Below are 22,036 nucleotides of genomic sequence, written 5' to 3' on the forward strand. Positions count from 1 at the left end.
CGAGGAGGCACGACGAAGCAATCTCATTTGCGGTTTCTTTGATGGAGATTGCTTCAGCAGATGAAAGAATCAGCTTCGCAATGACGATTCAGCGAGAGATGCAGTAAATAATTCGTCATGCTGAATTTAGTTCAGCACCTGACTAATGATAAGATCTTGAATCAAGTTCAGGAGGACGATCCCCTAGTAGAATCGTCTTTGCGAGGAGGCATGACGAAGCAATCTCATTTGCGATTCTTCTATTGAGATTGCTTCAGCAGATGAAGAATCCGCTTCGCAATGACGATTCAGTGAGAGATGTACTTAACTTACTTAAAATCAAATAGCGTATTTTTCAATTCCGTTTCGGTAAACTCCTTCTCGTAAAATCTCCTCATCTGTTTATTTACAAACAATGTTGCAGGGATCGCGCCAGACCATTGTTTATCAATACGTTGAAGATCAGCTTGTCGGTCTTGTGCGTTCAAAAGGAACACTTCAGCATTAATCTGATTTTTCTGAACAAATGGGATTACTGTTTTTTGTAGTTTGGATTTAAAATCTAAACTTACCAGCAGTACCTTAACAGGCTTATTTAAATTAGCTAATCGCAGCTTTTCGAAATTTGGCAACTCAGCCACACATGGCGCACACCAGGTTGCCCAGAAATTAACTACATAAGTTGTGTCTTTTCCATTAGCCATACGTTTGTCTAAATCATCAACCGAAAGCAACTTTACTTGCGCAGTTACAGCATAACTGATAAGTGAGAAACAGATGATCAAAAATAGTCGCATGGTTTTTTTGATAAATAATATTAATCCCCAGGTTAGTTTTTACGGTTTTGAATGCGAAATAAGTATCCAACCATCGCTTCAGCACTAATATAAATTTATTATACCATCGTTCATTAATTCACCGCGCCTGTTTTAACCAATGCCTTTTGATAAGCAGGCAAACTCAGGTCATCAACAACCACTCCCCTGTTTGTACTGGCGTGCACAAAGAAACCGTTATTTAAATACACACCTACGTGGTCTACATTTCCTCCACCAAATGAGAAGAAAACTAAATCTCCCTCATCAAGAGATCCATAACTTTTCTTTCTTGCAAAATTCGCCTGGTCTCTGGAAATTCTGGGCAGGGTAACGCCATAAATTTCTTTCTCCAGTAAAAAAGCAAAGCCCGAACAATCGATGCCACGCTTATCTAATCCTCCGAAACGATATTTTACGCCCGTCCAATCGGTAATAAATTTATAAAGCTGTTTACTTTTTAAATTTGCCATGGCATCTGCAGCTTTTGAAGCTTTAGTATCGCTTCGTACGGTATACTTTCGGCTTCCGCAAGACGCTAAAACGAGCGCAAAAAATAAGATTACAAGGTAAGGATAGCATTTTTTCGTTTTAACCATATGATGTGTATTTCGATCAGTACCTAAAAATAAAGTCTTCGATTTTGTATCACTTTACAACTAATTATCTTTTATCAGCCGTTGTATTTCATCTAATTTCAGCAAGGCTTCCACTGGCGTTAACGCATTTACATCCAGGTTATTAAGCGTATCGCGAATTTTGACTAAAACAGGATCGTCAATGGCAAACATTTGTAATTGGTAAGCCTGATTCTGAACTTTCTTAATGCTATCCTTAATGCTCTGCCCCTCAGTTCTATCAATTTCTAACTTCTTCAGAATTTCATTTGCACGACCAATTAATTTTGGAGGCATACCTGCCATTTTTGCTACATGAATACCAAAACTATGCTCACTTCCTCCGGGAATCAATTTTCGAAGGAAAATCACTTTATTCGTCATCTCTTTAACTGATACATTGAAATTCTTGATCCGCGGCATGGTATTCGCCAGCTCATTTAATTCGTGATAATGCGTTGCAAAAAGTGTTTTTGGCCTCGCCGTAGGATGTTGATGTAAGAACTCGGCAATCGCCCAGGCAATAGAAATACCATCATAGGTGCTCGTTCCACGTCCTATTTCATCCAATAGGATTAAACTATCATCTGAAATATTATTCAGGATACTAGCGGTTTCATTCATCTCCACCATGAATGTACTTTCACCTGACGAAATATTATCAGATGCGCCTACACGAGTAAAAATTTTATCTACGATTCCAACTTCGGCATCTTTGGCTGGCACAAAAGAACCCATTTGAGCCATGAGTACAATCAATGCAGTTTGGCGCAGAATTGCCGATTTACCCGCCATGTTGGGGCCAGTAATCATGATAATCTGCTGTGAATCTGTATCTAAATAAACATCGTTGGTGATATATTCTTGCCCGACAGGCAACTGCTTCTCAATTACCGGATGGCGGCCACCCTTGATATCAAGCACTTTTTTAGTGGTTACATTCGGTTTATTGTAATGATTTTTTTCAGCGAGCTGCGCAAAGCAAAGCAAACAATCCAGCTGTGCAATCAGAAAAGAGTCTAACTGAATGGGTTTAATATAACCTGCTGTTTCATACATCAGTTCATTGTATAATCGGATTTCAATGACCTGAATTTTCTCTTCAGCACCCAAAATCTGATCTTCGTATTCTTTCAGTTCAGGCGTAATGTATCGCTCTGCATTTACCAGGGTCTGTTTCCTAATCCAACCTTCAGGCACTTTATCTTTATGGGTATGGGTAACTTCCAAATAGTAACCAAAAACATTATTAAAGGCGATTTTTAAAGAGGGAATTCCTGTGGCTTCAGCCTCACGCTTTTGAATCTGAACAAGGTAATCTTTACCGCCAAATGCAATCTTTCTTAAGCGGTCCAAATCTTCATCAATACCATCAGCCATTACATTTCCTTTAATCAGCACTGCAGGTGGCTCCTGCTGTATTTCTTTTTCAATCCGGTCCCGAATGGCAAAACACGGATTTAACTGATCAGCAATTTTAATCAGATATGGATTTTTAGAATCAGCAGCCAGCTTTTTAACAGATTCGATATGGTAAAGTGCTCGTTTCAAAGCCACCAACTCCCTCGGACCAACCCGCTGCAAACCTACTTTAGAAATTAATCTTTCTAAATCACCAATTTGTTTTATATGAGTTAAGAACTTTTCCTGTAATTCATTATTCACTACGAAGTAGTCTACCATTCCCAAGCGTTCTTGAATAGGCTTCAGTTCTTTCAAAGGCATAATAATCCATTTTTGCAATAAACGAGCGCCCATTGGCGTACAGGTATGGTCTAAAATATCAAATAAGGTAACCGCATTATCATTTGGAGAATTTACCAGTTCCAGATTGCGAATCGTAAAACGATCCAGCCACATGTAGCGGTCTTCCTCAATTCTGCTGATGGACGTAATGTGTTGTAGATTTCGGTGTTCTGTTTCGCCTAAGTAATGTAAAACTACACCTGCGGCAACAATTCCACTTTGTAACCGATCTACTCCAAAGCCTTTCAGAGAAGTTACATCAAAATGTTTCATCAATGTTTCATTTCCGTAATCGGAAGTGAAGGGCCAGTCATCCAAACCAAAAGTGTAAAACCGATCTCCAAAATTTTCGGTAAAGGTTTGCCTTTTAGACTTTTGAAAAATTACTTCTGTAGGTTTAAAACCTTGCAAAAGCTTATCGATATAATCACTATTGCCTTGCGCGATTAAAAATTCGCCGGTCGAAATATCCAGGAAGGAAACGCCCATTTGTGTTTTATCGAAGAAAACACAGGCTAAAAAGTTATTAGATTTCTGATTTACAATGTTATCACCATAAGCTACACCGGGAGTAATGAGTTCGGTAACACCACGTTTAACAATGGTTTTTGTTGCTTTTGGATCTTCCAACTGATCGCAAATGGCCACACGTTGCCCTGCCCTAACCAGTTTTGAGAGATAGTTATCTAAAGAATGGTGCGGAAAACCCGCAAGTTCTAAAGCACCACCATTTGGCCCGGTACCTCTTCTTGTTAAAACAATACCTAGAATTTGTGATGTTTTGATAGCATCCTCTCCGAAAGTTTCGTAAAAATCGCCTACCCTGAACAGTAGTAATGCACCTGGATACTTCGCCTTTATTGCGTTGTATTGCTGCATTAATGGGGTTTCTTTATTCGTGTCTTTAGCCAAAACTGAAATTAATTTGCAAAAGCTATAAAGATAACACGATTCTGCTTTTTATAGCTGTTTTGTTGAAAAATTGAAAGATTATTTACGGTTTAACATGGCTTTGCCTGTTGCCAATTTATGGTGTAAGCTAAAAATAATCTCTTCTGGCGAGAAAAATAAAAATTCTAAAATAATGTTCGACTGAAAATCAACGAATTAAAACTTAACCATTGCCATTTAAAACGTTTTCTGCATAAAACTGTTAGATTAGTATAGTTTTAACTTAATAAAATCATTATGACGATTCAACTAAACACCGACAAAAACTTAACTATACACCAGGAATACGAAGACAAAATTAAAGGCACAATTAACGATGGATTAGGCAGGTTCGAGGATTTAATAACCCGTATCGAAGTGCATTTATCAGATGAGAATGGAAGCAAGGATGGCTTGGATGATAAACGTTGCCTACTCGAAGCCAAAATTGTTGGTAAAGAACCTGTTGCGGTAACTAACTTAGGGAATAATTATGATTTAGCATTAAGCGGAGCAATTTCTAAGTTAAAAAGTAAATTAGAAACGATTGCTGGAAAATTGAAGGCGCATTAGAAATTAAGAGGCTGTATTATAAATTTGAAATGTAATCCTGAGCCTGTCGAAGGACTTTTAAAAAGTGTTCTTAACTGTGTTTCGACAAGCTCAACATGACAAATCTTAATATAAATTAATAATTACTATACAGCCTCTTATTATTTTATACTTTTTCTAGTTGCTCAATATAACCCAAAAACAAATTCATCGCTTTTTTACGGTCTTCAGTTACTTCAAATTGAAGCTTTTCGTATAAATAATCTTTCAAATCAAAATTAGGTGTTGCAGGTAAATCTTTCAAAACATCATTTCTATGATCTAAACCGAGTTTTAAGGCTGCACTAAATTCAGCTTTAAATTCAGTAGAAATTTCCTTATTTGCTACCCAAGCTGCATACATAAAAGGCAAGCCGGTAAAATTCTTCCACTCCTCACCCATATCATAAGTATAGGCGTAATCGTCTTTTTTGCCAAAAGTCCTGTCGCCAATTAACACAATAGCATCGGTTTTTGCATGTGGGTTGGTGGTGAATGCTACTTCCTGTTTCCAGTGAAATTTAAGCAGTACTTTAGCGAGGTTATTTGACGTTCTGGAATGTGCGTCCAGCTTTACGGTTTTAATCTCTTCAACAGGAACATCGCTAAAAATAAAAACTGAATTTACAGCCCCATCGCTACCGATACAATAATCAGCTACGATATTTGCATTAGGGACCAGTGGAATTGCAGCTACAGGCATTAAACCCATATCTACCTCACCACTTATTACTTTCGCAGCACAGTCTGAAGGAATATCTAAACTTAAATCTATTTTATTGATGATGTCCGAATGTTCTAATCCGTAAATGAAAGCTTTAGTATTTGTATAGGCTACCGCCGATATTTTAATCTTATTCAAAGTATTATTAATGTTTTGCGCTACGCGTTTAGCGTTAAGCGAATTAACCAATTACTAAACCATCCAAATGAACAGCATTATTAAATTCGAGAACGGTAAACTTTCCATCTTCAAAACCCATCTTATATAAAACAGTATTTTGATGTGGAAAGCCTGTCATTTCACTTAATGGCTTCCCAAGCAACAAGCAAAGAAAAACCCGCATGGCTCTACCATGCATACAAAGCAGAACAGTTTCTTCTTCAGGTCTGGTAGACAAAACCTCCATTGGGTACTTCAAACGTTCGTATACATCCTGTACACTTTCTCCGCCTTCAAAATGTGCGGTATAATTGCCATCCTCCCAGGTTTGAAGCATTTCACGGAAAGCGTCCCGGGCTTCTTCACTATTAGGCTGACCTTCCCAAACTCCCCAAGCTAACTCATCTAAGCCAGAAAGTTTTTCCCATGGTAATCCAGAATCAATAAACCTTTGAACGGTTTGCCAGGTCCTTTTTAAATCTGAAGTATAGATCTTATCAAACGAAATATTTTTATACTGCTGATAAAAGGCCTCAGCTTGCGCCCTCCCCGTGTCATTCAAATCAGAGTTGATTCCCCTGCCCTGTACTATCCCCTGCTTATTTAATTCTGTTTCGCCGTGACGGATGATATAGATGTTCTTCATTTAATGATTGAATTAGAGAATTAATGAATGAGTGAATTAATGAATGAGTGAATTTTGAGTTAGAGAATGAGTGAATTTTCGACTGTGCAAATATTCAATCATTCTAAACTTACATTCAAAATTAATTTACTACTGGCAACTTATAATATTGAGGCTTCTTATCTTCTTCGAAAACAACGTGTTCGAAATCTGTAACCACATTGTACAATGTATCGCGTTCTACCGCAATTCTACCTACTTGCTTGATTAAATTTACCAACTCTTTTGTGCTCATTGCAGGCGTTTGCTCCTCTGCACCTGCCATAGAATAAATTTTGGTGGTATCATCTAAAGTACCATCAATGTCATCTACACCATAGTTCAGCGATAATTGGGCGGTTTCTCTGCTAATCATCGCCCAATAGGCTTTGATGTGGTCGAAGTTATCCATATAAATTCTCGCAATAGCGTAGTTTCTTAAATCTTCGATTACCGAAACTTCGGGCGTATTACTCATCTGGTTATTCTGATTTCTGAATTTTAAAGGAATAAAAGTTTGGAAACCACCTGTACGATCTTGTAATTCGCGAAGTTTCTCCATATGGTCAACCCGATGTTCGAATCTTTCGATATGGCCATAAAGCATCGTCGCATTACTTCTCATTCCGAGTTTGTGCCATTCTTCATGGATCGCTAACCATTGCTCACCAGTACATTTATCCTTAGCAATCTGCTCCCGGATTTCCGGATGGAAGATCTCAGCGCCACCGCCCGGCATCGATTGTAAACCTGCATCTTTCATCAGCTTCATGCCTGTAGCATAATCTATTTTAGCCTTCTTGAAAATGTAGTGATATTCTACCGGTGTTAATGCTTTAACATGTAAATCAGGACGGTGTTCTCTAATAGCAGTAAACAATGCTGAATAAAAAGCAACATCATATTGTGGTAAAACACCACCAACAATATGCACTTCAGTTACAGGTTCATCGTCATATTTCTTTACGATATCGAGCATTTGCTCCATCGTTAAAGCCCAACCCTCTTCTTTTTGTTTAATCAATCTGGAATACGAGCAAAACTTGCAATCGTATACACAAAGATTAGTAGGTTCTAAATGGAAATTGCGATTAAAATAGGTCTTATCGCCATGTTTTTTTTCTCTAATGTAATTTGCCAAAACACCCAGATAGCCCAATTCGGCATGTTCGTAAAGATAAACGCCCTCGTTGAAAGTTATTCGCTCGCCACGAAGTGTTTTATATGCTATGTTTTGTAATTCAGTTGATAAGTTAGTATCAGCTAATATTTTCTCAACTTCTGCAGTTGTTGTCATTCCTGATTTCATTTCGAACAAAAATACAATATTGAGGCGATTTGAAAATCATTTTCTTGTAACAAACGGACATTGATGGTTCAATAGTTCATTAGTTCAGCAGTCATTTGTCAGGGTGCTTAAACCCAATGCTTAAAAGTTTATTAAAATATAGCGAAGATTTACACTTGACTTAATGGCTTAACTCATAAACCAATCACTACTATACCCATCACTAACAAAAAAAAGCACCTCTTTTCAGAAGTGCTTTCATATGATGTTTTTCGTAAGTAGATATTAGTTCGCTGCTGGAGAGAACGTTAATACGATATTAGCTGTTTTTCCACCGAATTCAATTGGAGATTTCATTACCATGTTGCCTTTTGATAATTGCGTTAACACCAAGCGATAACCTTCAGTTACGTTTTTAGCTTTATCACCTTCAAAGATTTTCTTAAATTGAAACGTTTCTTCTGCTGGTGTTGCTGACCAGAAAATGGTTTGCATTACCTCACCACAGGTACTTGATGCTGGTAAAGTATATGAACCGTTTCCGCTATTAGTAAGCTTCCAGGTACTTCCCTGAAAACATTTGTACGATTTTTCTCCAAATAAACCTTGAACAGCCTGATCCGGAAGACCTTCTAAAGCAATATTGTTTAATACCCAAGTACCTGTAACTGTACCTCTTCCACCACTAATTCCTGTAGAAACGTTTTTAGTAGAAGAACAACCTTGTAACATAACCAAAGTAGAACATGCTATTGCGATAGCTATAAATAATCTTTTCATTTTAGTTTTTTTTAATTTCGAAGAACTGATTACATAAATCTTGCCAAAACAATTATGACGATTAAATTTGCATCAAATTATTAAATTGCGAACCTGTTAACCTATATAAAGAAAAAAATTATGAAACCAGAAACTCTTGCTATTCATGCCTCTAATCTTGTAAAAAATACTACCGGGGATGTTACGCCTCCAATAAATTTATCTACAACTTTTTTTCGTGATGAAGATGGCGGTTATCCTGGCGGACATATGTATAGTCGCGTAAGTAATCCAAATCGGTCTGCTTTAGAAAACACTTTAGCCAAATTAGAGTATGGTGAAGACGCCGCCGCTTTTGCATCGGGTAATAATTGTGGAATGTCTTTGTTTCAGGCGCTAAAACCTGGAAGCCATATTATTGCACCAGATGATATGTATTGGGGTATTAAAAAGCAATTGCTTACCATTTTTAACGATTCCCTGGAATTTGATTTTGTAGATCAGACAGACCTGGAGCTGATTAAAAAATCCATCAAACCGAACACTAAAATGATTTGGATTGAAACACCATCAAATCCTTTGTTGAAGGTTACAGATATTGAAGAAATAGCAAAAATTGCGAAGGCAAATGACGCTATATTGGTTTGCGATAGTACCTTTGGTACGCCTGTTTTACAAAATCCGATTTTATTAGGTGCTGATATTGTGATGCACAGCAGTACGAAATATTTAGGCGGCCATAGCGATATACTTGGCGGGATAATCGTTACTGCAAAAAAAGATGATTTTTGGGAGAAAATCAAAAATATTCAGCAAACAGGTGGTGCAGTGCCTTCACCCTTTGATTGTTATTTACTGTGCAGAAGTATCAAAACCCTGGCTTATCGGGTGAAAGGCCATTGCGAAAGCGGAAAAATTGTAGCCGATTACCTGGTTAATCATCCAAATGTGGAGGCTGTTTTTTATCCGGGACTGGAAACACATCCACAGCACGAGATAGCCAAAAAGCAAATGAAAGATTTTGGTGGAATGATGTCTTTCCTGGTTAAAGGAGATGTGGAAGCTACAAGCAGAGTGGTAAATAAGGTTAAATTATTCGCGCAGGCAACGAGTTTAGGAGGTGTGGAAAGTCTGATTGAACACCGTTATTCTGTAGAAGGTCCTGATAGTAAAACGCCAAAAAATTTATTAAGAATATCGGTTGGTTTGGAACATGTGGATGATATTATCGCCGATTTAGCACAGGCTTTAGCATAAATAAGGCTTATTGCAAACCGAAGTTCCTGGGTACGTTGAATAAATACTGCTTTAAGAAATATAATAAGGCTTGGTAAATTTGGTCATCGGATGAATATGGTATTAATGCCATATTCATCCGATGACCAAATCAATACGAATTAAGAAGCTGTCTAAAAATTATATCACTTATTAATGAATTACTTTGGGTTGCAAACTGTTGTCAGTTTCAGGCTATAATTAGCATTCAAAGGCTCATTGGTTTGCGCTAACCTTTGAGAACCAGTGTTTGCAGGACAGGCAATATCTCCTGCAGCATCATAAACCAGTTTGACTCCCGAGGCCATTAATTCTTTCGGCACATATACCTGAACCCTTGTAATAGAATAGCCTGATGGGAAATAACGCACAAAATAACCATCTGGGTGTTTTGTCCATATTCCGCTTGGTACATCAGCTCTTGGAGGTGCCATGCCAGCGATGATGGCATATTTTTCCATATCTGCATAAGTATAGTTTCCGGAAGATACCAGTTGTCGGATGTTATTTTCGGCCTCAAAAACTGCCTTTAAACCGGATGGCAACTGGTCTTTTGCTTTCTCCATTACATCAAATGGAAGCACGCCCAAAGCGCCGCCTTCAAGCATGGTAATTTGTTGTGGACTTAATAACTTCAATGCAGTAACCTTCACCTGTCCGTTATAATTGGCAAACCTGGTACGGGCAATAATCGTCCATAACAATGCCTGGATATCATGCTGCTCTACTTCGGGATGTTTTTCTGCACTTTTAATAATTGCAATAACTACTGCCTCTTTCGATCCCAATACCGGCGCGAACATGTAGCCATCACCTTTTGAAGGCGCAAAAGTACCTGCCATAAGGCAATAACTTTTATTGGCCATTTCATAAAGTCCTTCACAAAGTACATAGCCTCCATCCGGATTTTTCGGTAATAAATATAGCGGTTGGGCTTTTAAGGTTGCTTTAAAATCAGGCATCATTTCGCCCTCTCGATTCACATCTTCAAAACTGGTGGTGATTGCACCTGGTTGTTTTAAAAATTTATCTACACCAAGTGCCTTTGCACCTTGGGCCGTACCCACTTTTAAAAGTTTGTCTTTAAGCCCGCCGAACTGCGCGTGGGTATTATTGATGCTGGCAAAAAATATTGACAGCGCAAAACAGATTATTTTAGCGTTTTTCATTAACAATTTAGATTTAAATAGGTTATACAAACTTAAAATATTAACCGTTAATTTCTTATTAATTATTGATGAGGTCAATTTTTAAGAAACTAAAAGCTTCAAAAACATTAATTTATTAAATTTTCAAAATTTTATTTTGTGTATTCAAATTAAATTCTCACATTTGAAATATTATTTGGCGGCAAGCTAAAATAAAAGTCAATCTAGTCAGATTGATTTATAAAGAAGTGGCGAGAGACTGGCTCCATGACCCACTGGCAACCCTCAGAAAGAGAAGGTGCCAATTCCTGACCAATTAACATGGTGTTATTTGGTGCTATAAATTAAAAACTGATGAATGCATTAAATTTTCAATCGCAGGGCGAACCAAGTCTTAAACCAAAACAAATAGAAATTTCTTCTATTCCGTTTATTTGTTGCGATATGCAGGTAATTACTTGTATGTGCTGTTGCATATAGTAATTTAAAAAACTTCCTCATTTGTTTATTTTCAAACTGGAAGGTCCTGATTATTCAGGATACGCCCCTAACCTAGATTTTTCTTTTTTTGAAATCTTAAGATGATCATCGAAAGCACGAAAAACTTATTCCTTTAACAGTTAACCACTCCTTTACTTATTAAAATTATGTCAGCTTCATATAAATTTGAAACCCTTCAGTTACATGCCGGTCAGGAAATAGATCCAACAACTGGTTCAAGAGCAGTCCCTATTTATCAAACTACTTCTTACGGATTTAAAAATGCCGAGCATGGTGCAAACCTGTTTGCTTTGAAGGAGTTTGGCAACATCTACACCCGCCTGATGAATCCAACCACAGATGTATTTGAAAAAAGAATTGCGGCTTTAGAGGGCGGAGTGGCTGCATTGGCAGTTGCATCTGGCCAGGCGGCTCAATTTATTGCGCTACATAATATTCTGGAAGCAGGTGATCAGATTGTTTCCTCTTCGCACGTTTACGGCGGAACCTACAACCAATTCAAAGTCACTTTTAAACGTTTGGGCATTCAGGTTGATTTTGCAAATCCTGATGTTCCGGAGGAGTTTGAACAAAAAATTACAGAAAAAACTAAGGCGATTTATTTAGAAACCATAGGAAACCCATCTTTCAGTGTTCCTGATTTCGAAAAAATTGCTGCCATTGCTAAGAAATTTGATATCCCATTTATTGTTGATAATACTTTTGGTGCTGGTGGTTATTTATTTAAACCATTGGAGCACGGTGCAAACATTGTAGTAGAATCTGCTACTAAATGGATCGGCGGACATGGAACCAGTATTGGTGGCGTTATTATAGATGGTGGAAACTACAACTGGGGAAATGGAAAATTCACGCAATTCACGGAACCATCCGAAGGATACCATGGATTGGTTTTTAATGATGTTTTCGGCATCGGCGGTCCTTTCGGGAACATCCAATTCATTATTCGTGCCCGTGTCGAAGGTCTGAGAGACTTGGGTCCTGCCCTTTCACCCTTCAATTCATTTCTTTTATTACAAGGATTGGAAACTTTGTCGCTTCGCGTGCAACGCCATGTAGACAATGCTTTGGAACTCGCCACCTGGTTAGAGAATCATCCATTAGTGAAGGAAGTTAATTACCCTGGCTTGGCCAGCAGCCCTTATCATAATCTTGCAAAAAAATACCTGAGCAATGGTTTTGGTGGTGTTTTATCATTTGAACTGAACGGAAGCAAAGAAAATGCAAGTCAGGTTATTGATCACTTAAAACTAGTTTCCCACCTGGCTAACGTTGGCGATGCAAAAACCCTGATTATTCAGCCTTCGGCCACTACCCACCAGCAATTGAATGATGCAGCGCAATTGGCAGCCGGAGTAAAACCAAACGCATTAAGGGTTTCGGTTGGTATTGAACACATTGATGATATTAAGGCAGATTTCGAACAAGCTTTCGCAGCCATCAGCGCTGATATAAATGCAGAAAGTACACATGCATAACAGCGCAAATAATTCAGGCTTTTTAAACTACAGTACATTACAACATGCAAAACAGTATAGACAATAGCAATTCAGCGCATTTAGCGGCAACATATCATCACAATAAGTCATTCAAATTAGAAAGCGGACAAAAGATTAAAAACCTTCAAATCGCTTATCAAACCTATGGCGAGCTTAATGCCAGCAAAAGTAATGTTATCTGGGTGTGTCATGCCTTGACAGCAAATGCAGATGTATTTGAATGGTGGGAAGGGTTATTTGGGCAGAATGCCTTGTTCAATCCGGAAGATCATTATATCGTTTGTGCTAATGTTTTAGGCTCTAATTATGGCACTACTAATCCATTAAGTATAAACCCGGCGACTGGCTTACCATATTACCTGGCTTTTCCCCAGTTTACCATTCGCGATTTTGTGGCCGCACACCAGTTATTGGCGAATCATTTGGGAATCGATTCCATTAAGTTATTAATTGGCGGTTCTTTAGGTGGACAACAAGCAGTTGAATGGGGAATTATTGAGCCTTCACGGATCGAAAATTTAATCCTTGTAGCCACTAATGCGGTACATTCACCATGGGGAATTGCTTTTAATGAAAGTCAGCGTTTGGCAATTGCTACAGATAGAACTTTCTTTGCCAACAAACCAAATGGCGGTAGTAAAGGCCTTAAAACTGCTCGCAGCATTGCACTTTTAAGCTATAGAACTTATAATGCTTATGGCAACACGCAGGTGGAAAGCGTAAACGATAAAACGGATCATTTCAGGGCTTCTTCTTACCAGAATTACCAGGGAGAGAAATTGATTAACCGCTTTAACGCTTATAGCTATTATTATTTAACGAAAGCGATGGATAGCCATAATGTTGGCCGCAATAGAAATAGCATTGCAGAAGCGCTACAGTTGATCACTGCAAATACATTAGTAATCGGAATTGAAAATGATTTTCTGTTTCCATTATCGGAACAAAAATACCTGGCAGACCAGATTAACAATGCACAATTTGCTGCGATTCACTCTGAATATGGCCATGATGGTTTTTTAATTGAAACGAATGCTCTAACCAACATCATCGGAACATTTATTAAAGAAAGCAGAGATAAGAAGATTATTAAGTTGCAACATACTGCATAAAAGAAAAGCTTAGAGCTGAAAGATTAAAGGCGAAAGCTTAGAGATGAAAGCTTAAAGACTAAAGGTTTAAAGCTTAAGAAAAAAACAATAACGTAAAAACAAATTTAGTAGCGGAAGGCTTAAGATCGCCTGGTCTTGATACTCGATACTAAGTACTATATACTATTAAAAAAACATGAGTAAGAATTTAAAAATTGGTTTATTTGGTTTCGGAGTTGTCGGACAAGGATTATTAGATATCATCCAAAGTCAGAATCTGAATCTTGAAATTATAAAAATTGCGATAAAAGATCCAAAGAAAAAACGTACGCTCAATAAAGATCTATTCACCACAGATCGCAATGAGATCCTTAATAATTCGGAAATTAATACCATTGTGGAGTTGATTAACGATGCAGATGCCGCTTACGAAATTGTAACTACCGCATTAAAAAACGGTAAAAATGTAGTTTCTGCAAATAAGAAAATGATTGCCACTCATTTAAAGGAGTTGGTAGATTTACAGCAAGAGCATGGTACTTCACTACTTTATGAAGGTGCAGTTTGTGGGAGTATTCCAATCATCAGAAATTTGGAAGAATACTATGATAATGAGCTTTTCCACGCGTTAAGCGGAATCTTTAATGGCTCATCGAATTACATTTTATCAAAAATCTTTAATGAAAACCAAAGCTATAATGCAGCCTTAAAAGAAGCACAAGACTTAGGCTTTGCCGAAACTGACCCTATCCTGGACGTTGGAGGTTATGATCCAAAATATAAATTGTCTATTGCTACTGCTCACGCATACGGTTTATTTGTAAACCCTGATGCCATTTTAAATATTGGAATTCAGAATCTTTCTTCGAACGATATCAAATATGCCCGCGAAAAGAATTTCAAAATTAAATTGGTACCTACTGCCAGGAAGGTGAACAAAACTGACATTGTTACCTATGTATTGCCTAAGCTGGTGGCGAAAGATGATTTCTTATATAACGTTGAAAATGAATACAATGCAGTAACTGTTCAGGCCGCTTTCGCTGATAAGCAATTCTTCTTTGGCAAAGGCGCTGGCGGGCATCCGACGGGTGCGGCGGTATTATCTGATATTGCTGCCTTACGTTATGACTATCGTTATGAATACAAAAAATATCATTCAGGGAATGGCGTAAAACATACAGAAGATATTTTACTGGAAGTTTACCTGCGCTATGCTGATGAAGATTTAATTACACTATTGGCATTTGATGGGATCAGTGAGCGTTATTCCGCAAGTAATTTTAAGTATGTTATTGGTACGGTGAAATTAGAAAACCTCATCAAAAACCGTGATTTGCTCCTCGATACAGAAGTGTTTATTGCATATACCGGCAGACAGATTTACAAACAAGAGCAAGTAGCGGAGAATGTATTTGCTGAAGAACTTGCCGCTATTTAGATATTTTAAGGTTAATTTTTTTATTTGTTTTGTTGTTAAGTATAAAGGCCGGAGCGATTCCGGCCTTTTGCATTATAAATTAAGGCTTCTGTCTGATATATTTTTCAATGATTACTCGGTTTACCTTTGCTTTTTCTACTTTCTCCACCCCTTTTTGAATTAAAGTATCTCCATCAAAAGTTACTTTAAATTTGAAGGTTTTCCCTTCCCAGTTTTTGTCCTTATAATAATCTAAATGTTCAGTGTAGTCATCATTTATGAAAGTAAACCGCCCTCCGCCGGCATCAAAACTGGTACTATCGTTAGGCTTTACGCTATGTTTCAAGAATGCGAAATGCGTACCGTTAATAATTTTTATCATCTTGAGATCGCCTGAAAAATCGGTGACTTGAGTCCTGTCATTTTCAATTGTTGTGGCAGATAATAAACGCCATGTGCCTTGAATATCGGGTGTAGAATCATTGGTTTTCTCATCCTTAGCTGAACAGGATACCAATGAAATCAATATAACAGGTAATAAATATTTTATTCTCATCTTAAAGAAGTTTATTAATTAACAAACATTAGCCTCTCCCCGCCATTTGTGTAAGCTTGTGTGCAAGCTCTTTTCCGAGATATCCATCAATAATGGCATGAACAATGTATAAAATTGGTGTCATCAAAATAGCCACCAAGAATTTGTAGGTATAGTTTACGAGGCCGATGGCGGCAACCATTTGCCAGCTGTAGTGATATTGAGGATTTAAATAAAAAGCTATAAATATCACCACAAAACTGTCGATTAATTGCGAAACCAACGTAGAGCCAGTAGCACGCAACCACAAAGCTTTTTCTCCTGTTACGCGCTTAATGCGATGGAAAATTAATACATCTGCCAGTTGGCCCACAATGAAAGCAATAATGGAACCAACAATAATCCACATGCCTTGACCAAAAATCCCCGAAAAAGCATTATTCATGTTCAAATCTTCACCATTTATCTTCTGATGTACCCAAAAATCGGCGGCGCTCAAATGCATAGAACCCCAAACCACCAAAAAGGCAAAGGCGATTAAAATGGATGTTAAAATCGATAGAAAACGAACCTGCTTCACGCCAAAATATTCATTAATGATATCCGTCATGATGAAGATAATTGGCCAGGTTAATACACCGGCAGACATTACAAAAGAAAGATTTTTAACACCAAGCAGATTGATGTCGAACTTTTTAATTCCTAAAGTTTCCTCCACACTAAATAATTTGACTCCAATAAACTCAGATAATATCGCATTCGCGACAAAAAAACATCCCAGAACGAGAAACAAGCGGCTTTCTTTGGTTTTAAAAGTCATAGTGCATAAATCTAAAGATAATTCAAATCAGAATGATAATTTCTTCTGTTAATTTTTAAAGGATCTATCTTTTTACAAAATTCGGGTTAAAAAGTAGGTTAAGAAAATAAATCTGCCAATCTTTGCGCCTCGGAAACTAAATCATCATGGCTAAGCAAAATAAATTCTCTCTCATCCTTATATTAGGCTCATTGGCAGCGCTTGGACCATTCTCTATTGACATGTATTTGCCAGGTTTTGTTGATATTGCAAAAGATCTGAAAACAAACGAATCATCAGTAGCGCTTTCACTATCTGCATTTTTCATTGGAATCTCCGCTGGTCAACTACTTTATGGGCCGCTTTTAGATAAATTTGGCCGAAAAAAACCATTATACTTTGGCCTTGCACTTTATATTTTTTCTTCCTTCTTATGTCTATTGGTTACAGATGTAAATCAACTCATTGTTTTGCGCTTTGTACAAGCTATTGGAAGTTGCGCCACTGCAGTAGCCTCTATCGCGATGGTTCGGGATTTGTTTACGGTAGAAGAAAGTCCGAAAGTCTTTGCCTCGCTGATGTTAGTAATTGCCGTTTCGCCAATGCTTGCTCCTACTGCAGGTGGTTATCTTATTTCTGCACTTGGGTGGCAGTATGTATTTGTATTCCTGGGCATTATGGCCATTCTGATCTTGCTGGCCTCTATCTTTAAATTGCCAGAAAGTTATAAGCCCGATCCGAATTATTCGCTGAAACCCAAGCCAATTTTAAATAGCTTTTTTACAGTTTTAAAAGCGCCTCAGTTTTCTACCTACGCTTTAATCAGTTCCATTACCTTTTCTGGTTTATTCGCTTATGTATCTTCATCACCTACGGTTTTTATGAAGATTTATGAAGTAAGCAAAACTGGTTACGGATGGATCTTCGCGTTATTATCAGTTGCTTTTATTGGATCGAGCCAATTAAATAGCTTGATTTTGAAGTGGTTTAGCAGTAAAAAAATTGTAACCTGGGCATTAATGGCACAATGCATATTCAGTATTATATTCCTGATTTTTGCCTTAAACGATTGGCTCAATCTTTATTTAACATTGGGCTTTATTGCCCTATTTTTATCTTGCCTGGGATTCATCAATCCAAATGCAGCAGCCTTGGCACTGGCTCCATTCAGTAAAAATGCAGGAAGTGCCTCTGCACTAATGGGTGCACTACAAATGGGATTGGGTGCATTGGCTTCGGTGTTGGTGAGTTTATTTAGCGAACATTCCGTAATACCTATGCCACTTGTAATGACAGCAGCTGCATTGATTGCAATGGTTTGCTTACTAGTTGGCAGAAGGTTGATTAAAACAGAAGTTGAAGCTTCGGCTGATGCCGCAATAGTTGCACACTAACCATAACCTCAGGATTGCAATGCCTGATCCTTTCTAAATAATATTCGGTTCTCACAAATTATCAGGTCAATAATTACTTGATTCGAAAACACTGAGAATAAGATACTTAAACATATGATGTAAAGCGGTTAGCTAAAAAGTGACTGATCTTCTAAGCTTTTTTTGCTATTTTCGCTTATATCATGTTAAATATACAATCAAAACTTCCCGGCGTAAGCACCACCATTTTTTCAGTGATGTCTAAGCTTGCCGCGGAATATAATGCCATTAATTTATCGCAGGGTTTCCCTGATTATGCTGCTGACCCTAAACTGGTTGAATTGGTTAATAAAGCTATGAAAGATGGTTTTAATCAATATGCCCCAATGCCAGGCAATCAACTTTTAAAGGAAAATATTGCCCAAAAAGTAAAAAATCTTTACAATATAAAATACAATCCTGATACCGAAATTACGGTTACTGCCGGCGGAACTCAAGCTATTTTTACAGCGCTGGCAGCCATTATCAATTCAGGTGATGAAGTGATTATTTTTGAACCTGCTTACGATTGCTACGCACCAACCATCAGATTATTAGGTGGAATAGTTAAAACATACGAACTCGCACCACCAGATTACGAAATTGATTGGGACATGGTGAAAAAACTTTTTACCTCGAGTACCCGGATGATTATTTTGAACTCTCCACAAAACCCAACGGGCAGTATCTTATCAAAAGAAGATATGAAATCGCTGATCAAGCTGATTAGTGGTACCGATATTCTGATTTTGAGCGACGAAGTTTATGAACACCTGATCTATGATGATCAAAAGCACAACAGTGTGATGCTCTTCCCCGAATTAAGAGAAAGAAGTTTCATTGTCGCATCTTTCGGGAAGCTTTTACATGCTACCGGATGGAAGTTAGGGTATTGCCTGGCGCCAGAACCATTGACCAAAGAATTTAGAAAAGTTCATCAATTTAATGTGTTCAGTGTAAATAGTCCTATGCAACAGGCAATTGCACAATACATTCAGGAACCGTCAAATTATAACGAAATTGGTAACTTTTTTCAGCAGAAGCGCGATTATTTCAGAAGCCTGCTTGTAGAAAGCCGTTTTAAATTACTTCCCTGCCATGGATCGTATTTTCAATGTGTAAGTTATAGTGACATCAGCGATGAAAAAGACACCGATTTTAGCGAAAGGCTGATTAAGGAGTTTGGTGTCGCCAGTATTCCGGTTTCCGCTTTTTATCAAAAGGCAACAGACCATAAAATTATTCGTTTCTGTTTTGCTAAAGAAGATACCACGCTGGCTTTAGCGGCAGAAAAACTAAAAAATGTTTAATATTTTGCAAACCAAATAATATGGAAGCACCTATTTATACTCAAATAGAAAATCTGAAAGTAACGATCTTTCAGGCTTATTTATTTTGGGAAAATATAGAAAAAAACCTGGTAAACCTTGCCCTCCGCTTATCTATGGGAGTTAGGGAGAAAACAGATTTGATTATCTTGCCCGAAATGTTTAACAGCGGTTTCAGTATGAATGCTGAAGCGCTGGCCGAAGAAATGGGTGGGCCTACGATGCAATGGATGCAGAAAATGGCTAATCTATATAACTGCGTTGTAACAGGTAGTTTAATTATTAAGGAAAACGGACATTATTTTAACCGCCTGGTCTGGATGAATAAAGATGGCGAACATCAATATTATGATAAACGCCATTTGTTTGGAATGGGAGATGAAGACGATCATTTCAGTGCCGGCGAAAGCAAACTGATTGTAGAATTAAAGGGCTGGAAAATTCGCCTGGCGGTTTGCTATGATTTACGTTTCCCCGTTTGGTTACGTAATGTGAATGAGGAATATGATATTCTGCTGGTTGTAGCCAGTTGGCCAGACCGTCGCACCGCACATTGGAAGGCACTTATCCCTGCCCGTGCGATCGAAAACCAAAGTTATGTAATTGGTGTAAACCGTGTAGGACATGATGGCAATCAGGTTTATCACGGTGGCCATTCCATGGTCATTGATCCATATGGCAGCACAGTTTACTATAAGCCTGAAGATGAAGACATGTACACCGTAACGATAAATTATGAAGAGCTGGTTAAAATTAGACGCCAGTTTCCTTTCTTAAAAGATGCAGATCAATTTACCATTCTCTAAACTAAAATATAACTACGCTTAAATGTTCAACCGACGAAAATTCATAAAAGCCTCTGCCCTTTCTGCAGGCTTATTGGCTCTTGATAAATCCAGCATGGCTAATGCCCTTCCAGCTAAATCCCAACCAGCTAAAAATTTACCTATTGTCATCTCCACCTGGGATTTTGGGATTACAGCAAATGCAGATGCCTGGAAAGTGCTTTCAAAAGGCGGACGATCTTTAGATGCCGTAGAGCAAGGTGTTTGGGTTCCGGAGGCGGATGAAAAAAATCAGACAGTTGGTTATGGTGGCTTGCCAGATAGAGACGGTAAAGTTACTTTGGATGCCTGCATCATGGATGAATTGGGAAATTGCGGAGCTGTTTTAGCGTTAGAACACATTAAACATCCAATTTCTGTTGCCCGTAAAGTAATGGAAAAAACGCCACATGTAATGTTAGCCGGAGATGGCGCCTTACAATTCGCACTGGAACAAGGCTTTAAAAAGGAAAACCTGCTTACGCCATCTAGTGAAAAGGCCTGGAAAGATTGGTTAAAATCTGCCAAATATGAGCCAGTGATGAATATCGAAAATAAGCTTTATGATAAAGCTGCACCTCAAAAGTTACCTGGAAACCAATATAATCACGATACCATTGGTATGCTTGCCATTGATGAAAAGGGGAATATTTCTGGTGCATGTACCACCAGCGGAATGGCATATAAACTTCATGGCAGAATTGGTGATAGCCCGATTATCGGTGCCGGTTTGTATGTTGATAATGAAGTAGGTGGTGCCACCTCTACCGGCGTAGGCGAAGAAGTGATTCGAAATGTTGGATCATTTTTGGTAGTCGAGCTGATGAGACAAGGTTATACACCAGAGGCAGCCTGCAAAGAAGCTGTAATGCGGATAATTAAAAAGAAACCGGAAACGGCTAAAAATATTCAGGTAGGCTTCTTAGCGATAAATAAAAAAGGCGAATATGGCGCTTATGCCATTCAACAAGGGTTTAGTTTTGCCGTTTGCAATGCAGAAAAACAAGATCTGTTAATTAAAGGAAAGAGCTATTATTAGTGCAATATGGGATTATTATCTAAAATTTTTGGCAAAAAGAATGTAGCGGAACGCACAGGCGAACCCACAATGGTTTATGTGCCAAATGAAGACGAAAGAATGATTTGGGCTATTGAAAAAGCCAATCTGACGCTTTGGTATTTCGAAGAAAGCTTAATCCAGCCGAAGCCTGATCAAACTTATTTCTCTATCAAAGTTCGCATTATGGATGGCGAAATTGGAGAGCATATCTGGCTTACCGAACCTAGTTTTGATGAATCTGGAAATCTGTTCGGTGTTGTAGGTAACGTACCCGTTGATGTAAAAACGGTTAAGGTTGATCAAAAAATCGGGGTAGATAGAAATTATATCTCCGACTGGATGATTATTGAGCAAGGCAGATTAATTGGTGGTTACACCATCAGGGCCATCAGAGATGGTATTCCTGATGCAGATAAACCGCAGTTTGACCAAAGTATTGGAATTTATATCGATGAAGGAGTCGACCATTTTAAAGTAGATTTAGAAACGCCCGAAGGTGCAATACTATCACTGGAAAGGGCCTATGATAATGAAGATATGGAGGCAGCTTTAGCTTGCAAAGATTTTCATGAAGAAGCAAAGATAATGCTATCAGCCATGAAAATGGATTTCGATCACGAAATTATTGCGAGTACTGCTGAGGTATTGGAACTCTCTTTCATCAATAACCTCACAGAACACGGCTTTCCAAAAGTTGCCGATTTACAAAATGCATTTCCGGTGAGGGAAAAAATTGACGAAACCCATTATGTAATTACTGAAGTGTGCTGGTTTCCAGATGGCGGTATTTCCATTCAGAAATTAAATACTTATAAATCCGCTTCAGGATGGAAAGTTCTCGGTCCGGTTAATGAAGAAGAAGAAGAATAAAT

At 38.1% G+C, this 22,036-nt stretch carries 20 protein-coding genes and 1 riboswitch; of the genes, 10 read left to right on the forward strand and 10 right to left on the reverse strand.

Annotation, left to right across the window (positions count from 1 at the left end; genetic code table 11):
* Window positions 1–308: 308 nt before the first annotated feature.
* From ACN1CD_RS06310 to mutS, 3 genes are all read right to left on the reverse strand, one after another.
* On the reverse strand, window positions 309–776 hold the full coding sequence (locus ACN1CD_RS06310) for a TlpA disulfide reductase family protein (protein ID WP_419129478.1): 468 nt from the start codon (window positions 774–776) through the stop codon (window positions 309–311).
* A gap of 113 nt (window positions 777–889) precedes the next feature.
* Window positions 890–1,393, reverse strand: a complete 504-nt coding sequence (locus ACN1CD_RS06315) for a C40 family peptidase (protein WP_419129479.1) — start codon at window positions 1,391–1,393, stop codon at window positions 890–892.
* 60 nt (window positions 1,394–1,453) lie between these two features.
* A complete protein-coding gene (gene mutS, locus ACN1CD_RS06320) occupies window positions 1,454–4,069 on the reverse strand; it encodes a DNA mismatch repair protein MutS (RefSeq protein ID WP_419129480.1) in 2,616 nt (871 codons plus the stop codon).
* A 276-nt stretch (window positions 4,070–4,345) separates the two neighbouring features.
* On the opposite strand from mutS, the gene ACN1CD_RS06325 reads away from it, so the two are divergent.
* The gene (locus ACN1CD_RS06325; RefSeq protein WP_419129481.1) at window positions 4,346–4,660 is read left to right on the forward strand and encodes an HPF/RaiA family ribosome-associated protein; all 315 of its coding nucleotides are present in this window, start codon (window positions 4,346–4,348) and stop codon (window positions 4,658–4,660) included.
* Window positions 4,661–4,805: 145 nt separating this feature from the next.
* Here the strand turns inward: ACN1CD_RS06325 and ACN1CD_RS06330 are convergent, their stop codons facing one another.
* The 4 genes from ACN1CD_RS06330 to ACN1CD_RS06345 form a co-directional block, all read right to left on the reverse strand.
* Window positions 4,806–5,540 carry a menaquinone biosynthetic enzyme MqnA/MqnD family protein gene (locus ACN1CD_RS06330; protein WP_419129482.1) on the reverse strand — a complete coding sequence of 245 codons (735 nt, stop codon included), beginning with the start codon at window positions 5,538–5,540 and terminating at the stop codon, window positions 4,806–4,808.
* Between the two features lie 43 nt (window positions 5,541–5,583).
* Window positions 5,584–6,207, reverse strand: coding sequence for a histidine phosphatase family protein (locus tag ACN1CD_RS06335; RefSeq protein ID WP_419129483.1), 624 nt, complete (start codon window positions 6,205–6,207; stop codon window positions 5,584–5,586).
* A 121-nt stretch (window positions 6,208–6,328) separates the two neighbouring features.
* A complete protein-coding gene (gene mqnE / locus ACN1CD_RS06340) occupies window positions 6,329–7,522 on the reverse strand; it encodes an aminofutalosine synthase MqnE (RefSeq protein ID WP_419129484.1) in 1,194 nt (397 codons plus the stop codon).
* A gap of 276 nt (window positions 7,523–7,798) precedes the next feature.
* Window positions 7,799–8,293 carry a hypothetical protein gene (locus ACN1CD_RS06345; protein WP_419129486.1) on the reverse strand — a complete coding sequence of 165 codons (495 nt, stop codon included), beginning with the start codon at window positions 8,291–8,293 and terminating at the stop codon, window positions 7,799–7,801.
* A 120-nt stretch (window positions 8,294–8,413) separates the two neighbouring features.
* Here ACN1CD_RS06345 and ACN1CD_RS06350 point away from each other — a divergent pair, with 120 nt between their 5' ends.
* Window positions 8,414–9,529, forward strand: a complete 1,116-nt coding sequence (locus tag ACN1CD_RS06350; protein WP_419129488.1) for a trans-sulfuration enzyme family protein — start codon at window positions 8,414–8,416, stop codon at window positions 9,527–9,529.
* A 179-nt stretch (window positions 9,530–9,708) separates the two neighbouring features.
* On the opposite strand, the gene ACN1CD_RS06355 is transcribed toward ACN1CD_RS06350, so the two are convergent.
* Window positions 9,709–10,716: a hypothetical protein gene (locus ACN1CD_RS06355; protein ID WP_419129489.1), complete on the reverse strand. Its 1,008-nt coding sequence runs from the start codon at window positions 10,714–10,716 to the stop codon at window positions 9,709–9,711.
* Window positions 10,717–10,930: 214 nt separating this feature from the next.
* Window positions 10,931–11,041, forward strand: a riboswitch (SAM riboswitch).
* A gap of 301 nt (window positions 11,042–11,342) precedes the next feature.
* Between ACN1CD_RS06355 and ACN1CD_RS06360 the strand changes: the two genes are divergently transcribed.
* The 3 genes from ACN1CD_RS06360 (at window position 11,343) to ACN1CD_RS06370 (ending at window position 15,227) form a co-directional block, all read left to right on the forward strand.
* Window positions 11,343–12,674 (forward strand): O-acetylhomoserine aminocarboxypropyltransferase/cysteine synthase family protein, encoded by a 1,332-nt coding sequence (locus ACN1CD_RS06360; RefSeq protein WP_419129490.1) that lies wholly within the window; start codon window positions 11,343–11,345, stop codon window positions 12,672–12,674.
* A 44-nt stretch (window positions 12,675–12,718) separates the two neighbouring features.
* Window positions 12,719–13,807 (forward strand): homoserine O-acetyltransferase family protein, encoded by a 1,089-nt coding sequence (locus ACN1CD_RS06365; protein ID WP_419129491.1) that lies wholly within the window; start codon window positions 12,719–12,721, stop codon window positions 13,805–13,807.
* Between the two features lie 175 nt (window positions 13,808–13,982).
* Window positions 13,983–15,227 (forward strand): homoserine dehydrogenase, encoded by a 1,245-nt coding sequence (locus tag ACN1CD_RS06370; RefSeq protein ID WP_419129492.1) that lies wholly within the window; start codon window positions 13,983–13,985, stop codon window positions 15,225–15,227.
* Between the two features lie 79 nt (window positions 15,228–15,306).
* Here the strand turns inward: ACN1CD_RS06370 and ACN1CD_RS06375 are convergent, their stop codons facing one another.
* Together ACN1CD_RS06375 and ACN1CD_RS06380 are read right to left on the reverse strand one after the other, a co-directional pair.
* Entirely contained in the window at window positions 15,307–15,762 is a 456-nt protein-coding gene (locus ACN1CD_RS06375) for a hypothetical protein (protein WP_419129493.1), read from the reverse strand.
* A 28-nt stretch (window positions 15,763–15,790) separates the two neighbouring features.
* Complete coding sequence (locus ACN1CD_RS06380; RefSeq protein ID WP_419129494.1) at window positions 15,791–16,561, reverse strand: queuosine precursor transporter; 771 nt, start codon at window positions 16,559–16,561, stop codon at window positions 15,791–15,793.
* 146 nt (window positions 16,562–16,707) lie between these two features.
* Here ACN1CD_RS06380 and ACN1CD_RS06385 point away from each other — a divergent pair, with 146 nt between their 5' ends.
* From ACN1CD_RS06385 to ACN1CD_RS06405, 5 genes are all read left to right on the forward strand, one after another.
* On the forward strand, window positions 16,708–17,934 hold the full coding sequence (locus ACN1CD_RS06385; protein WP_419129495.1) for a multidrug effflux MFS transporter: 1,227 nt from the start codon (window positions 16,708–16,710) through the stop codon (window positions 17,932–17,934).
* 182 nt (window positions 17,935–18,116) lie between these two features.
* Window positions 18,117–19,262, forward strand: coding sequence for a methionine aminotransferase (locus ACN1CD_RS06390; RefSeq protein WP_419129496.1), 1,146 nt, complete (start codon window positions 18,117–18,119; stop codon window positions 19,260–19,262).
* 20 nt (window positions 19,263–19,282) lie between these two features.
* A complete protein-coding gene (locus tag ACN1CD_RS06395; protein WP_419129497.1) occupies window positions 19,283–20,086 on the forward strand; it encodes a nitrilase family protein in 804 nt (267 codons plus the stop codon).
* Window positions 20,087–20,108: 22 nt separating this feature from the next.
* Window positions 20,109–21,143 carry a N(4)-(beta-N-acetylglucosaminyl)-L-asparaginase gene (locus ACN1CD_RS06400; RefSeq protein ID WP_419129498.1) on the forward strand — a complete coding sequence of 345 codons (1,035 nt, stop codon included), beginning with the start codon at window positions 20,109–20,111 and terminating at the stop codon, window positions 21,141–21,143.
* 6 nt (window positions 21,144–21,149) lie between these two features.
* A complete protein-coding gene (locus ACN1CD_RS06405; protein WP_419129500.1) occupies window positions 21,150–22,034 on the forward strand; it encodes a YegJ family protein in 885 nt (294 codons plus the stop codon).
* The last annotated feature ends 2 nt before the right edge of the window (window positions 22,035–22,036 follow it).

Origin of the sequence: Pedobacter sp. N23S346 (genome assembly GCF_048515415.1) — a bacterium.
Taxonomy (GTDB): Bacteria; Bacteroidota; Bacteroidia; order Sphingobacteriales; family Sphingobacteriaceae; genus Pedobacter.

Bases quoted from the DNA above. Each gene is read 5' to 3' on its own strand.
- ACN1CD_RS06310 (WP_419129478.1), bottom strand. From the start codon at position 776: ATGCGACTATTTTTGATCATCTGTTTCTCACTTATCAGTTATGCTGTA.
- ACN1CD_RS06400 (WP_419129498.1), top strand. From the start codon at position 20,109: ATGTTCAACCGACGAAAATTCATAAAAGCCTCTGCCCTTTCTGCAGGC.
- ACN1CD_RS06315 (WP_419129479.1), bottom strand. From the start codon at position 1,393: ATGGTTAAAACGAAAAAATGCTATCCTTACCTTGTAATCTTATTTTTT.
- ACN1CD_RS06390 (WP_419129496.1), top strand. From the start codon at position 18,117: ATGTTAAATATACAATCAAAACTTCCCGGCGTAAGCACCACCATTTTT.
- ACN1CD_RS06395 (WP_419129497.1), top strand. From the start codon at position 19,283: ATGGAAGCACCTATTTATACTCAAATAGAAAATCTGAAAGTAACGATC.
- ACN1CD_RS06405 (WP_419129500.1), top strand. From the start codon at position 21,150: ATGGGATTATTATCTAAAATTTTTGGCAAAAAGAATGTAGCGGAACGC.
- ACN1CD_RS06380 (WP_419129494.1), bottom strand. From the start codon at position 16,561: ATGACTTTTAAAACCAAAGAAAGCCGCTTGTTTCTCGTTCTGGGATGT.
- ACN1CD_RS06335 (WP_419129483.1), bottom strand. From the start codon at position 6,207: ATGAAGAACATCTATATCATCCGTCACGGCGAAACAGAATTAAATAAG.
- ACN1CD_RS06370 (WP_419129492.1), top strand. From the start codon at position 13,983: ATGAGTAAGAATTTAAAAATTGGTTTATTTGGTTTCGGAGTTGTCGGA.
- ACN1CD_RS06350 (WP_419129488.1), top strand. From the start codon at position 8,414: ATGAAACCAGAAACTCTTGCTATTCATGCCTCTAATCTTGTAAAAAAT.
- ACN1CD_RS06360 (WP_419129490.1), top strand. From the start codon at position 11,343: ATGTCAGCTTCATATAAATTTGAAACCCTTCAGTTACATGCCGGTCAG.
- ACN1CD_RS06375 (WP_419129493.1), bottom strand. From the start codon at position 15,762: ATGAGAATAAAATATTTATTACCTGTTATATTGATTTCATTGGTATCC.
- ACN1CD_RS06355 (WP_419129489.1), bottom strand. From the start codon at position 10,716: ATGAAAAACGCTAAAATAATCTGTTTTGCGCTGTCAATATTTTTTGCC.
- ACN1CD_RS06325 (WP_419129481.1), top strand. From the start codon at position 4,346: ATGACGATTCAACTAAACACCGACAAAAACTTAACTATACACCAGGAA.
- ACN1CD_RS06385 (WP_419129495.1), top strand. From the start codon at position 16,708: ATGGCTAAGCAAAATAAATTCTCTCTCATCCTTATATTAGGCTCATTG.
- ACN1CD_RS06365 (WP_419129491.1), top strand. From the start codon at position 12,719: ATGCAAAACAGTATAGACAATAGCAATTCAGCGCATTTAGCGGCAACA.
- mqnE (WP_419129484.1), bottom strand. From the start codon at position 7,522: ATGACAACAACTGCAGAAGTTGAGAAAATATTAGCTGATACTAACTTA.
- ACN1CD_RS06345 (WP_419129486.1), bottom strand. From the start codon at position 8,293: ATGAAAAGATTATTTATAGCTATCGCAATAGCATGTTCTACTTTGGTT.